Genomic DNA, 12,570 nt, shown 5'->3' on the forward strand with positions numbered 1-12,570 from the left:
GGGCGCTGCCTTTTTGTGAATAGGTCTATTCTTTTCAGTGTCTTAACGGGGAAAATCCCGCTTTTTTTGGGGAGTAGAAACCAGTGAATAGGCTAAAAAACATCATACATGTTATGGTTGTGTTAACCCTTCGTTAACTGTTTCGGAGAGACTCTAATGGCGCAGAATGAGTGGATACTGGACGTTTTGTCGGACCTCAACGCCTTCGCCGTTGAGAACGGTTTGATCGCGCTTGCTGAGCAGTTGGATGATACCAAGCTGATCGCCGCAGCCGAGATCGCGTCCATGAAGGCTGAGGTACGGGCGCCCGCGGATGGGAACAAAACTCGATATGAGCCAGGTCCTAGGGGACTTGGAAAACACCAGCACGCTTGACGAACTCAGCGATGTCGCCGTCCGACTGCGCGACAGACTGAAAGTCGAACATCTAATCTACCATTGGGTCGATGGCGCCGGGGATCAATACGGCTATACGACCTATCCCGACGCCTGGGCCGAACGGTACCAGGAGAAAAACTATCACAGGATCGATCCAGTCATACTGGGCTGTTTTCAGCGGTTTCATCCGGTTGATTGGAAAACGTTGGATTGGTCAGGCAAGGTGGCGAAAGCCTTCTTGCAGGATTCTCAAAACCATGGAGTCGGCAATCAGGGTTACTCGATCCCGATCCGCGGCCCGAAGGGGCAATTTGCCTTGTTCACTTTGAACCATTCCTGCGATGATGAAACCTGGCAAAGGTTCATTGAACGCCATGGCCGCGAACTGATCCTGATCGCGCACTATTTCAATCGCAAGGCGCTGGAATTCGAACGTGACCGCCAACCTGACTCATCCCGTGGCCTTTCTCCGCGAGAAGTGGATGCGATGACCCTGCTTGCGCTGGGCTACAGCCGGGCGCAGGTTGCTCATTCACTGTCCATTTCCGAGCATACGCTGCGGGTCTATATCGAAAGCGCTCGTGCCAAACTTGGCGCGCAGAACACGACCCACGCTATCGCCATGGCGCTCAGCCGGGGATTAATAGTGGTTTAACGGGCGCGCGCACTCAGAACCGGAAATTAACTATGACTTCGTACCCCCTTTGTTCCTGCACAGGACGACAAGGGGAAAAAAGTCATGTTGCGCTATTTGTTTGCCGACGAGCTGCACAAGTATCCGGATCTGGCCAGGGGCATGTTTCTTGACCGTGCCGATCAGTTCAAAACCCGGCTGGGCTGGGACGTACACGTCAACGAAAAAGGAGAAGAGCGGGATCAGTACGATGACCTGAACCCCTTATATGTCATATGGGAAGAAGAGGATGGCAGCCACGGTGGTTCGATGCGCGTGCTGCCGACCACTGGCCCCGTTATGGTAAATGAAGTGTTCGGGCACTTGACTGGTGGAAAACCGATTTGCAGCCCCATGATTTGGGAGGTGACCCGGTTTTGCCTGTCCCGCACAGCCAGCCCGCATACAGCAGGGGCCATCATGCTCAGCGGTGGAGAAATAATGGAGGGATTCGGGCTGACCCACATTGCCGGTGTCTTCGATGCGCGCATGATTCGAATCTACCGTCTGATCGGGTCTTCGCCTGTTGTTCTCGGCTCTGAAGGGAAGGGGCGCGACCAGATTTCGGTGGGGCTGTGGCCCTATTCGGCTGAGGATTGCAACCGTGTGGCCGAACGTGCGGGCATCCCGCGCGAGTTGTCCAGGCTGTGGTTAAAAACGGCTTTCGGGACCGCCAGACAGCATAGGTTCGCCCTGTCAGCCTGACCGGAGGAAATCTCCAATCCCTCTCTGGTGATAGCTGGCGCGGCCCTGTAGGGTCGCGCCATGTCTATGCCCCCAGTGACCTTTTCCGAAGATCAGGCCGCCGCCTATGACAGCATCGCCGAGATGCTGAGATCAGCTGGCGTCGACCTGGAAGATGACGCCCTTCTGAAATTACCGGGTGCGGGAAAATCTGGTGTCATGGCGGTGATCGGTAAGGCGGGGTCAGGCAAAACCCTGCTGCTGGCCCAGCTATATAAGGCACTGGCCGAAACCGGTGTGCAAATCGTGTCGGGGGATTTCGAAAGCCGCAAGGCGAAAGAAAAGCGCAGCCTTGCAATCCTTGCCCCAACGAACAAAGCCGCCAGCGTATTGCGTTTGCGCGGTGTCCCGGCGACGACGATTCATCGTATCCTCTACACCCCGGTCTATGACCCGGAATATGAACGCATTGCCGAATGGCTGGCGGGCAATGACGACCGACCCGAGATCGAAGGCCTCACTGACGAGGCGCTGGATCGCGCTGCAGCTTTCTATGAGAACAACAAATCCATTCCCGGTGCGCTGGCCGCTGCCGGGTTGCGTGGCTCGGATTTCATCACTGGCTGGAAACGTCGGGATGAGCCATTGGATATAGGCTTCGTCGATGAAGCCTCGATGCTAGACGACCGGCAGTTCGAGGACCTGCAGGAGATATTCCCAACCCTTCTGCTGTTTGGCGATCCGGCCCAACTGGCCCCGGTCAATCAATCTGGCAGTATGGTGTTTGAAGCTCTGCCGGAACCGCGCAAGCAGATTTTGCACCGGGTACACCGACAAGATGCGGACAATCCAATTCTGGACCTCGCCCACGCGCTGGCAGACCCTCAGATGGGATTTGAAGACTTCGAACGACTTATCGAGCAGACTGCCCGACAAGATGACCGGGTGATCTGGGGCCAGCGAGTCGAGGTTGATCTGATGGCGCGCAGCCCGGTTCTGGTTTGGCGCAACGCCACACGCATTCGTTTGATTCAGGCCTTCCGGCATGTCCACGGCGCGCCGGATACTGAATTGCTGGAAGGCGAGCCGCTGATCTGCGACGGGATCGAACTGCCGCTGAAACACCGCAAGAAGCGGCTGGACCTTGAGGCGCGCGGGCTGATCAAGGGCGCTCAGGTGATCTATCTAGGTCCCGGGCGCAAGCCGGGGTTTTCCCGCCTGCATGTGATGGGGGCAGAAGACCCGCAAGTCAGCGCCGCCTCTATCGTCAAGATTGAGATGCCCGACGAAGAGGAACCATTCATCCCCTATGCCGCGCGGATGGGGGCAACTTTTCTGCATGGCGCGGCGGTGACCATCCACAAGGCGCAGGGCTCGCAATGGGACACGGTACAGGTCTTTGCACCGGACATCTACGCCGCTGCCCGCATGGGTCGGACCGAGGCTGGGCAGCCGTTGTGGAAGCGTTTGGCCTATGTGGCCATCACTCGCGCGCAAGAGCGTCTGATCTGGGTGGTTCGCAACCGGTTGGCCAAACCTACCTATCCGTTGCGTGTGGATGACCTGCGCGCTGTTCCGGCGGCATCGCTGACATTGGAGGCTGAGGAGACATGAGCACCATCATTGTAACCGGCGCAAGCTCGGGCATCGGGCGGGCCACGGCGGAACTGTTCCTGGCTGAGGGCTGGACGGTTGGTTTGCTGGCCCGCAGTGCGGATAAACTGCACGAGATGGCTTCGGGCCACGACACTGCCATCCCTCTGGTCGCAGATGTGACCGACCCGGATGCGGTTCAGGCTGCGTTCCAAATCTTTCAGAACAAGGCCGGCCGTCTGGACGTGCTGTTCAACAATGCTGGTATCTTTGCGCCCGGAGGCACGATTGACGAGATCGCGCTGGAGGACTGGTACCAAAGCGTCAACGTCAACCTGAACGGCATGTTCCTGAGCGCACGCGAGGCGTTTCGGATCATGCGCCACCAGTTACCGCAAGGCGGGCGCATCATCAATAACGGCTCGATTGCCGCGTATGTGCCGCGTCCGAACTCGGTGCATTATTCGGCGACAAAACATGCAATCACCGGCCTGACCCGCAGCCTATCTCTGGACGGGCGGGACTTTGGGATTGCCTGCGGTCAGATCGATATTGGCAATGCGCGCACGCAGATGGTGCAGGGTCTGGTGGATGCAGCCGTTGAGGCCGGGCAGCAACCCGACCCAACCATGGCTGTCGAGGACGCTGCACGTTCGGTGCTGCATATGGCTAACCTGCCGCCCGAGGCCAATGTGCAGTTCATGACCGTAATGGCCACGACGATGCCCTATATAGGCCGCGGGTAGGCGTCAGTTTTCACGAAGCAACCGGAATGCTGTCGATGCGCCCCAACCGGCCGCAATGGCGATGACCAGCGACATTAGCCCGTACCAGACCGGCTGCTGGCGCGACATGTTATAGAGGAATCGCTCCAACCCCACCTTGCGCACGTCGATTGTAGTCTCGAACTGCGAGATGACCTGCTTGCCCCGGGTCAGGAAGATACGGGCCTTGTAATCGCCTTCGGTCAGGTCGGCGGGCATTGCGATCGAGGTTCGGAACAGCGTCTGTTCGTCCACCGCCACAGTGTTTTCGCGGATCGAATACAACCCCTCATCCTCGCGGATGCGCACCACGGCATCTGCAAAGGATTGCGCCCCGCGGATATGCATCGCCGCCCCGACCGAGCGGATAGCCCGTTCAATCGAGATGCGATAACGCAGGTCCTCGGTGTCCGAGAGGATGTCGTCCAGCGGCCCGCTGGTGGCAACCGCGTAAAAGCTGGGCGCGAGGTCGACAAGAACGCTGTCGGTATTAACCCAGATCCCCAGTTTGCGGGCCTTGCGCCGGACCATCACCGGGCTGGAAGGTCCTGCCACGGCCACGATCACCTCAAGCGGTGGGCCGGGCGGAATGGGTGTTTCCCGTTTGACGGCCCCAAAGATCAGTATTTCTGAGCCATCAAAGGTCGCGGTGATGGCAACGCGATCCTGGCTGAGACCCAGCACAACCTGCTCGTCCACCGCAAGGGCTGGGGTGCAGCACAGGATCAGAAGGGCAATCAGGCGTTTCAGCATGATCAGTGGCCCCCTTCACTGCCGAGGGAGTAGAGCTCGGACGGTTCAATCAGCAGGTCCAGCGCCAGCTTGCCGCAGACCACCAGCACCAATGCCGCCAGCAGCACCCGCAGCTGTTCTGCCGGCATCCGCGCGCCGATCACTGTGCCGATCTGTGCGCCCACGACACCCCCGACCAGCAACAAAACCGCCAGAACGATATCGACCGTGTAGTTCGTGGTGGCGTGCAGCATGGTGGTAAAGGCCGTCACGAAGATGATCTGGAACAGCGAGGTACCAACCACGACCTTGGTGGGCATTCCCAGCAAATAGATCATCGCTGGTACCATGATGAAGCCACCGCCGACACCCATGATCGCCGACAGCACGCCGACGCACAGCCCGACCATCATTGGCGGAATGACCGAGATATAGAGGCCAGAGGTGCGAAAGCGCATCTTGAACGGCATGGCGTGGACCCAGCCGCGCTGACGTCGTTTTGCAGGGGCTCCGCCGCCTTTTTTGGCCTTGCGCAGCGCCCGCAGGCTTTCGATAAACATCAGGCTGCCGACGACGCCAAGGAAGACGACGTAACACAGCGTCACCAGCAGATCGACCTGGCCCAGGCTTTTGAGATAGTTGAACACCACCACGCCAAGGGCCGCGCCCATTAACCCTCCGGTTAACAGGACCGTGCCCATCCTGAGGTCCACCGTCTTTCGTCGGAAATGCGCCAACACGCCGGAAAAGGACGAAGCGACGATCTGGTTGGCTTCGGTCGCGACGGCAACGGCGGGGGGGATGCCGATGAAGAACAGCAGTGGCGTCATCAGGAAGCCGCCGCCAACGCCGAACATGCCGGACAGGATACCGACCATCCCGCCCAGCCCCAACAGCAGAAAGGCATTGACGGAGACTTCGGCGATAGGAAGGTAAATCTGCATATGGAATTACCGGGAGAGTACCGTCGCGTCACATTGGGTGACCCGGCCAGTCTCAAACCATTTGGGTGAGGCGTTTATGCGGCGCGCTGGAGACAATCCCATCGGCCGCATGGCGAATATCGGACGCTTGGGCAAATACCCGAAAACCCGATTTGGCTGAAGAAAACGAGGGCACCCAGAAGGTGGACGCTCTTGTGTTTCCGGCACCCTTGTTTGGGAAGATCTGATGTCGGCTATCACAGGAAACACACTCATACCCCTTTAGAGCGGTTGCCGCATGCAAAATCAACTCTGCATGCGGCACTGCGGCGAACTGGACCGACAGGAGTCCAAAACTGGACCTGTCAGCGCTCTTTCACATAAGGCTCGCCCCCGGCGCGCGGCGGCACCGCTTTGCCAACGAACCCGGCCAGAATGACTACGGTCAGGATATAGGGCAAGGCGTCCATCACCTGCACCGGAATAACCACGCCACCCAGGTCGATATTCTGGAACCGCAGTGCAATCGCCTGCAACAGACCGAACAGAAGACAGGCCCACATCGCATGCCATGGCCGCCATTTCGCAAAGATCAGCGCAGCCAGCGCGATGAACCCGCGCCCGGCGGTCATTTCCTTCACGAATCCGGCCTGCAGGGCTGTGGCCAGGTAAGCTCCGGCAATTCCGCACAGAACGCCACAGATGGCGACTGCGGCAAATCGCAGGCCGACGACAGAAACACCAGCCGTGTCCACAGCGGCCGGGTTTTCACCCACAGCGCGCAGACGCAGGCCGAACCGAGTGCGGAACAAAATCCACCACGTCAACGGCACCATCAGAAAGGCCACATAGACCAGTATCGAATGACCCGAGAGCAGCTCGGAATAGACGAGATGCACGACATTTGCGTCCGACATCAGGTCGGAAACGGAACGCCCGGTCAGTTCTGCATCTGCGGGACCAATCGCATAAGGGAATTCGGCCGATTCAAAGCGACCACCGCCAAACAAGGACGGAGTACGCCCCCCCTGTTTGAACCAGCTTTGCGCGATCAGTACTGTCAGGCCCGAGGCCAGAAAGTTGATGGCTACACCTGAAATCAGCTGGTTGCCACGGAAGGTAATCGACGCCACTCCGTGCACCGCAGACAGGATCAGTGACGCCCCGACCCCGGCCAGCAGTCCTAGCCAGACCGATCCGGTCACAGCGGCCACCGCAGCCGAGAAAAACGCCGACATCAGCATCTTGCCTTCAAGACCAATGTCGAAAATGCCGGCGCGTTCGGAGTAAAGCCCCGCGAGACAGGCCAGCAACAGCGGGGTGGCCAGACGGATCGTCGAGTCGAGGATCTGGATGAGGGTAACAAAGAACTCCATCACTCCGCCCCCTTCCGCAGACTCAGGAACAGTTTTTCAAGCGGCATGCGCACCATGTTGTCCAATGCTCCGGTGAACAGGATGACCAGCGCCTGAATGACAACGATCAACTCGCGCGGGATCGAAGTCCAAAGCGCCAGTTCGGCACCGCCCTGATAAAGAAACCCGAACAGTAACGCGGCAAGGAACACGCCAAACGGGTGTGACCGCCCCATCAACGCCACGGCGATGCCGATAAAGCCCGCACCTTCGGTCGAGTTCAGAACCAGCCGTTCCGCCTCACCCATCACGTTGTTGATCGCCATCAGACCAGCCAGCGCGCCCGAGATCAGCATCGCCACGATGGTGATGCGCACCGGCGAAATCCCGGCATAGACAGCGCCGGTTTCCGAGTGGCCGTAAGCCCGGATTTCATAGCCCAGTCGGGTGCGCCAGATCAGCGCCCAGACCACGACGCATGCCAAGATAGCCACAAAGAACGAGATATTCGCAGGCGCACCCCGGAATACAGCGTTCTCAGCGGTTGAGAACATCGACTGGAAGGTTGGCAGGTGCACCGCTTCGGGGAAACGCGCCGTCGCCGGGTCTTGTGACCCCTGCGGGCGCATCACGTTGACCAGCATGTAGTTCAGGAAGGCGGCAGCGATGAAGTTGAACATGATCGTGGTGATCACGATATGGCTGCCGCGTTTGGCCTGCAGATAGGCCGGAATCGCCGCCCAGGCCGCACCGAACAGGGCCGCAGCGCAACCGGCGCCCAGCAGGGCGATGCTCCAATGCGGCCAGGGTATGTAGAGGCAGACCATGGCAACACCCAGCCCGCCCAGCATCGCCTGACCTTCACCACCGATGTTGAACAGCCGGGCGTGGAAGGCCACAGCCACCGCCAGCCCGGTGAACATGAAATTGGTCGCGTAATAGAGCGTATAGCCCCAGCCATAGGTCGATCCCAGCGCGCCGGTGACCATCAGGTTCACCGCCTCAACCGGGTTCTCACCGATGGCGAGGATCACCAGTGCCGATAGGATTGTGGCCAGTATCAGGCTGATCAGAGGGATCAGAACGACATCGGCCCATTTGGGCATTTTATTCATGTTACGCGGCCTCTCCCGCAACACCGGCCATCAGCAGGCCCAGTTCTTTTTCATCAGTTTCATGGGGCAGACGCTCGCCCATGATATGTCCGTCAAACATCACCGCGATCCGATCAGACAACGAGAAGATTTCTTCCAACTCGACCGAGACCAGCAGGATCGCCTTTCCCTGATCGCGCAGAGCGACGATCTGTTTGTGAATGAACTCGATCGCGCCGATATCCACACCACGGGTTGGCTGACCGACCAGCAACAGGTCGGGGTTCCTCTCGATCTCTCTCGCGACGACGATCTTCTGCTGGTTCCCGCCCGAGAAGCTTTTGGCGGTGAGCCAACCATTGGGCGGGCGCACGTCGAATTTCTCGATCTTGGCTTCGGTGTCGGCACGCAGGGCGGTGTTGTCCATGAAAATACCGCGCTGATAAGCCGGGTCGCGGTGATAGCCGAAGGCCACGTTTTCCCACGCATGGAAATCCATGATCAGACCTTCGCGCTGGCGGTCTTCCGGGACGTGGGCAATGTGCTGCGCACGACGGGCCTGTCCGTCTGAGCCCGCGCCGCTCAGCGCCAGAGGCGCGCCGTTCAGCTTGATCGAGCCCTGACCCGGGCGCATTCCGCCCAGAACTTCCAGCAGTTCCGATTGACCATTACCCGCAACACCGGCAATCCCGACGATTTCCCCGGCTCGTACGGTCAGGTCGATACCTTTGACCCGCTCAACGCCTGCGGAATCGAAAACGCGCAGGTTTTCGACCTCAAGAATGGGTTTGCCGGGCTTCGCAGGCACCTTGTCGACCTGCAGCAGTACCTTGCGACCGACCATCAGCTCAGCCAGTTCCTCGGGGCTGGTCTCGGCGGTTTTCACCGTCGCCGTCATCTGACCGCGCCGCATCACAGAAACAGTGTCGGTGTTTTCCATGATCTCGCGCAGTTTATGCGTAATCACGATGATCGTTTTCCCTTCGGCCCGCAGACGGTCGAGGATGCGGAAAAGCTGATCCGCCTCGGCCGGTGTCAGAACGCCGGTGGGTTCATCGAGGATCAGAATCTCGGCCTTACGGTACAGCGCCTTCAGGATCTCGACCCGCTGCTGCATCCCTACGCCGATCTCGTCGATGCGTTTGTCGGGGTCAACGAACAGTTCGTATTCTTCTTCCAGTTCTTTCAACTCTTTGCGGGCCTTGGCCAGAGACGGGGCCAGCAGCCCGCCATCCTCGGCGCCCAGAACGATGTTTTCCAGAACGGTGAAATTCTCGACCAGTTTGAAATGCTGAAACACCATCCCGATGCCCGCAGCAATCGCCGCCTGACTGTCAGGGATGTCGGTCTTGGTGCCGTTGATCCAAATCTCACCCTTATCGGCTTTGTAAAAACCGTAGAGAATGCTCATCAGCGTGGATTTGCCCGCACCGTTTTCACCGATGATCCCGTGGATCGTGCCAGGGGCGACGCTGATGGAAATGTCTTTGTTGGCCTGAACCGGCCCAAAGGCTTTGGAAATCCCTTTGAGCTCAATGGCGGGGACGGTCATGTCTTGTCCTCAGATTGCCGAAGGGCCGCGCGGATCGCGGCAGAGTGGATGCGAGGCGGAGGTTAAACCCCCGCCCCGCGCGATATCAGAACTGCAGTGCCGGGCAGCTGTCGTTCTCGTAATAGCTGACAACGCTGACATTGCCGTCGATGATGTCCTGACGGGCTTTTTCAACGGCTGCTTTCATCTCATCTGAGACCAGTTCAGCGTTGTTTTCGTCCATTGCGACGCCAACCCCTTCTTCGGCCAGACCCATGGCGAAGACACCGGTTTCCAGATTGTCGCCTGCGTTCATCGCGTCGTAAACGGCGACGTCAACACGCTTCAGCATCGAGGTCAGAACCTTGCCCGGGTGCAGGTGGTTCTGGTTGCTGTCCACGCCGATCGACAGGATGCCTTCGTCGGCTGCGGTTTGCAGAACACCAACGCCGGTGCCGCCAGCGGCAGCATAGACCACGTCAGCGCCCTGACTGATTTGCGCCTTGGTCAGCTCGGAGCCTTTCACCGGGTCATTCCAAGCCGCTGGGGTTGTGCCGGTCATGTTTGCAACCACGTTGATATCCGGGTTCACAGCTTTCGCACCTTGCGCGTAGCCGCAGCCGAAGTGGCGGATCAACGGAACATCCATACCGCCGATGAAACCGATGGTGCCGGATTCCGAGGCCATGGCGGCCATCATGCCAACCAGATACGAACCTTCATGCTCGGCAAAGCCAACCTGACGCAGGTTAGGCGCGTCCAGCCAGTTCACGTCGACCACGACAAATTTCGTATCGGGGTAATCACCGACAACCGTGCTGAGCGGATCGGCCATTGCGAAACCCATGGTGATGATCGGGCTCAGGCCAGCTTCGGCAAAGCGGCGCAGAGCCTGTTCGCGCTGGGCTTCGGACTGCAGTTCGATCTCACGGTAGGTGCCACCGGTTTCTTCGGCCCAACGTGACGCGCCGTTATGTGCAGCCTCGTTGAACGACTTGTCGAACTTGCCGCCCAAGTCAAAGATCAGGGCCGGTTCGGCCAAGGCCGCACCAGCAGTCAGCGCGACGGCGGCGGCAGCGCCCATCAAGGATTTCATCAGGGTCATTTCATACTCCCGTTGGTTATTGTCGGTTGGGGCCAAGATAGTCCCGTTTACCCACTGTGAGCGAGCATAACTGTTGTGATGGCGGGAATTAAGGGCGTTTGCAACAGGCTGGGTCAACTGATTTTTGACCGGCTGGTCGAAAAAACCGATTGCTGCCCCTCAGGTCAGGTCACATTCCATAACAATTGCGTCGATTTTTTCAGCGTTTTCGCGCAGATAGTAGCCTTTGCGCAGGCCGCATTGCGTGTATCCGCACCGATTATAGAGCGCGATGGCGGGGTGGTTGTCTGCCGCAACGTCCAGAAAGGCGCGGGTTGCGCCCAACTTTCGGGCTTTCGCGTGCCATTCGTGCATGGACTTCAGTGCCAGACCTTGTCGCTGGTGGCTGGGATGTGTGGCAATCGTTAACAACTCGGCCTCATCCGCGATGACCTGGAACAGGGCAAAAGACTCAGCAGTTCCAACGACATGGGTGAACCGGTTGTCCAGCAGATCGGCGAACTCACGGTCCATCCAGGGGCGCGACTGGGTAAAGGCCGCCGCGTGAGTATAGGCCAGGTCCTGCGGGGTCATCCGTCCAGCAAAACCGGAGGCGTGTCCTTTGACGGCGCCGCATCCGCAGGCCGTACATAAAGCGGGGCCGGGGGCGTGGTGACGCTCTGCCAGTTTTGCGCCGCCAGCCGAGCGATGGCCTGCACCTGCGCGTCTGCGTCACCGTTCAGGATCAGAGGTCCGAGTGATTCTGCCTTCTCCTGCGCCATCAACTCCGGGTTCTGCCCGGGCAGCGCGATATAGACCTGTTCGCGTGGGGCGTGGATTGCGGGCAGGCCATCTCCGACCTCAGCCAATGCGTCGAAGCCCGAAACGCCCACGGCCGGAATTCCAAGCCCCAGCGCCAGTCCCCGCGCAGCCGAGACCGAGATACGGATGCCGGTGAAATTTCCCGGACCGATCCCGACACCGATGGCCGTCAGGTCTCGCCATGTGCTGCCTGCTTCGGCCAGAACCTCTTCCAACAGCGGCATCAACCGCTCGGCCTGACCGCGTGTCATGGGTTCGGTGCGAGAGACGAGGATGCTGTCACCCCGCAACAAAGCGGCCGCGCAATGCGCGGCCGATGTATCAAATGCCAGAATCAGGGGATCAGACGGCAACGGGGCGCACCTCGGTCACCTCTGGGATGTAGTGGCGCAGCAGGTTTTCGATCCCCATTTTCAGCGTCAGGGTCGAGGACGGGCAACCCGCGCAGGCGCCCTGCATGTGCAGGTAAACAACACCGCGTTCAAACCCGTGGAAGGTGATGTCACCCCCATCCTGAGCCACCGCCGGACGCACGCGGCTGTCCAGCAGGTCTTTGATCTGGTTGACGATTTCCGCGTCTTCACCGGTATGTTCCGCGTGACCCGAAGCGGGCTGTGCATCCGAGCCCAGCACCGGCTGACCAGATTGGAAATGCTCCATCACCGCACCCAGAATGGCGGGCTTGATGTGATCCCACTGAACGTCGTCCGATTTGGTCACGGTCACGAAGTCATTGCCCAGGAACACGCCGGTCACTCCGCTAACTGCAAAGATGCGTTTGGCCAGGGGCGATCTTTCCCCGGCTTCCGCCGAAGGGAAGTCTGCGGTTCCGGCCTCCAGAACGATCTGGCCGGGCAAGAATTTCAGCGTTGCGGGGTTCGGCGTGGATTCGGTCTGGATGAACATGTCGCGGCTCCGTTTCAGTTGTGACTGATAT

Annotated in this window: 14 protein-coding genes; 5 read left to right on the forward strand and 9 right to left on the reverse strand. The window is 59.3% G+C overall.

Going from position 1 to position 12,570, the window contains the following annotated elements:
• The first annotated feature begins 156 nt into the window (after positions 1 to 156).
• The 5 genes from GOW98_RS14805 (at position 157) to GOW98_RS14825 (ending at position 4,074) form a co-directional block, all read left to right on the forward strand.
• Entirely contained in the window at positions 157 to 375 is a 219-nt protein-coding gene (locus GOW98_RS14805; RefSeq protein ID WP_170333078.1) for a hypothetical protein, read from the forward strand.
• Positions 314 to 1,033: a helix-turn-helix transcriptional regulator gene (locus tag GOW98_RS14810; RefSeq protein WP_170333388.1), complete on the forward strand. Its 720-nt coding sequence runs from the start codon at positions 314 to 316 to the stop codon at positions 1,031 to 1,033. Before GOW98_RS14805 ends, GOW98_RS14810 begins: the two co-directional genes overlap by 62 nt.
• Positions 1,034 to 1,117: 84 nt before the next feature.
• Positions 1,118 to 1,756 (forward strand): acyl-homoserine-lactone synthase, encoded by a 639-nt coding sequence (locus GOW98_RS14815; RefSeq protein ID WP_170333390.1) that lies wholly within the window; start codon positions 1,118 to 1,120, stop codon positions 1,754 to 1,756.
• 60 nt (positions 1,757 to 1,816) lie between these two features.
• The gene (locus GOW98_RS14820) at positions 1,817 to 3,349 is read left to right on the forward strand and encodes an ATP-dependent DNA helicase (protein WP_170333392.1); all 1,533 of its coding nucleotides are present in this window, start codon (positions 1,817 to 1,819) and stop codon (positions 3,347 to 3,349) included.
• Entirely contained in the window at positions 3,346 to 4,074 is a 729-nt protein-coding gene (locus GOW98_RS14825) for an SDR family oxidoreductase (RefSeq protein WP_170333394.1), read from the forward strand. Before GOW98_RS14820 ends, GOW98_RS14825 begins: the two co-directional genes overlap by 4 nt.
• Positions 4,075 to 4,077: 3 nt before the next feature.
• Here GOW98_RS14825 and GOW98_RS14830 read toward each other — a convergent pair whose 3' ends face one another.
• The 9 genes from GOW98_RS14830 to GOW98_RS14870 all read right to left on the reverse strand — a co-directional run bounded on the left by GOW98_RS14830 (position 4,078) and on the right by GOW98_RS14870 (position 12,539).
• On the reverse strand, positions 4,078 to 4,845 hold the full coding sequence (locus GOW98_RS14830) for a TIGR02186 family protein (protein WP_170333396.1): 768 nt from the start codon (positions 4,843 to 4,845) through the stop codon (positions 4,078 to 4,080).
• A gap of 2 nt (positions 4,846 to 4,847) precedes the next feature.
• Entirely contained in the window at positions 4,848 to 5,768 is a 921-nt protein-coding gene (locus GOW98_RS14835; RefSeq protein WP_170333398.1) for a sulfite exporter TauE/SafE family protein, read from the reverse strand.
• A gap of 344 nt (positions 5,769 to 6,112) precedes the next feature.
• Complete coding sequence (locus tag GOW98_RS14840; protein WP_170333400.1) at positions 6,113 to 7,123, reverse strand: ABC transporter permease; 1,011 nt, start codon at positions 7,121 to 7,123, stop codon at positions 6,113 to 6,115.
• Complete coding sequence (locus GOW98_RS14845; protein WP_170333402.1) at positions 7,123 to 8,217, reverse strand: ABC transporter permease; 1,095 nt, start codon at positions 8,215 to 8,217, stop codon at positions 7,123 to 7,125. Before GOW98_RS14845 ends, GOW98_RS14840 begins: the two co-directional genes overlap by 1 nt.
• A gap of 1 nt (position 8,218) precedes the next feature.
• Positions 8,219 to 9,748, reverse strand: a complete 1,530-nt coding sequence (locus tag GOW98_RS14850) for an ABC transporter ATP-binding protein (protein WP_170333405.1) — start codon at positions 9,746 to 9,748, stop codon at positions 8,219 to 8,221.
• Between the two features lie 85 nt (positions 9,749 to 9,833).
• The gene (locus GOW98_RS14855) at positions 9,834 to 10,832 is read right to left on the reverse strand and encodes a BMP family lipoprotein (RefSeq protein WP_170333407.1); all 999 of its coding nucleotides are present in this window, start codon (positions 10,830 to 10,832) and stop codon (positions 9,834 to 9,836) included.
• Positions 10,833 to 10,991: 159 nt separating this feature from the next.
• On the reverse strand, positions 10,992 to 11,405 hold the full coding sequence (locus GOW98_RS14860) for a GNAT family N-acetyltransferase (protein WP_170333409.1): 414 nt from the start codon (positions 11,403 to 11,405) through the stop codon (positions 10,992 to 10,994).
• On the reverse strand, positions 11,402 to 11,986 hold the full coding sequence (tsaB, locus tag GOW98_RS14865; protein ID WP_170333411.1) for a tRNA (adenosine(37)-N6)-threonylcarbamoyltransferase complex dimerization subunit type 1 TsaB: 585 nt from the start codon (positions 11,984 to 11,986) through the stop codon (positions 11,402 to 11,404). Before tsaB ends, GOW98_RS14860 begins: the two co-directional genes overlap by 4 nt.
• Positions 11,976 to 12,539, reverse strand: a complete 564-nt coding sequence (locus GOW98_RS14870) for a NifU family protein (protein ID WP_170333413.1) — start codon at positions 12,537 to 12,539, stop codon at positions 11,976 to 11,978. Before GOW98_RS14870 ends, tsaB begins: the two co-directional genes overlap by 11 nt.
• Positions 12,540 to 12,570: the final 31 nt, after the last annotated feature.

The organism is Ruegeria arenilitoris (assembly GCF_013032445.1).
Classification (GTDB): domain Bacteria; phylum Pseudomonadota; class Alphaproteobacteria; order Rhodobacterales; family Rhodobacteraceae; genus Ruegeria; species Ruegeria arenilitoris_F.

Excerpts from the sequence above, each read along its gene's own strand:
- GOW98_RS14805 (WP_170333078.1), top strand. The coding sequence starts at position 157 with ATGGCGCAGAATGAGTGGATACTGGACGTTTTGTCGGACCTCAACGCC.
- GOW98_RS14810 (WP_170333388.1), top strand. The coding sequence starts at position 314 with ATGGGAACAAAACTCGATATGAGCCAGGTCCTAGGGGACTTGGAAAAC.
- GOW98_RS14815 (WP_170333390.1), top strand. The coding sequence starts at position 1,118 with ATGTTGCGCTATTTGTTTGCCGACGAGCTGCACAAGTATCCGGATCTG.
- GOW98_RS14820 (WP_170333392.1), top strand. The coding sequence starts at position 1,817 with ATGTCTATGCCCCCAGTGACCTTTTCCGAAGATCAGGCCGCCGCCTAT.
- GOW98_RS14825 (WP_170333394.1), top strand. The coding sequence starts at position 3,346 with ATGAGCACCATCATTGTAACCGGCGCAAGCTCGGGCATCGGGCGGGCC.
- GOW98_RS14830 (WP_170333396.1), bottom strand. The coding sequence starts at position 4,845 with ATGCTGAAACGCCTGATTGCCCTTCTGATCCTGTGCTGCACCCCAGCC.
- GOW98_RS14835 (WP_170333398.1), bottom strand. The coding sequence starts at position 5,768 with ATGCAGATTTACCTTCCTATCGCCGAAGTCTCCGTCAATGCCTTTCTG.
- GOW98_RS14840 (WP_170333400.1), bottom strand. The coding sequence starts at position 7,123 with ATGGAGTTCTTTGTTACCCTCATCCAGATCCTCGACTCGACGATCCGT.
- GOW98_RS14845 (WP_170333402.1), bottom strand. The coding sequence starts at position 8,217 with ATGAATAAAATGCCCAAATGGGCCGATGTCGTTCTGATCCCTCTGATC.
- GOW98_RS14850 (WP_170333405.1), bottom strand. The coding sequence starts at position 9,748 with ATGACCGTCCCCGCCATTGAGCTCAAAGGGATTTCCAAAGCCTTTGGG.
- GOW98_RS14855 (WP_170333407.1), bottom strand. The coding sequence starts at position 10,832 with ATGACCCTGATGAAATCCTTGATGGGCGCTGCCGCCGCCGTCGCGCTG.
- GOW98_RS14860 (WP_170333409.1), bottom strand. The coding sequence starts at position 11,405 with ATGACCCCGCAGGACCTGGCCTATACTCACGCGGCGGCCTTTACCCAG.
- GOW98_RS14870 (WP_170333413.1), bottom strand. The coding sequence starts at position 12,539 with ATGTTCATCCAGACCGAATCCACGCCGAACCCCGCAACGCTGAAATTC.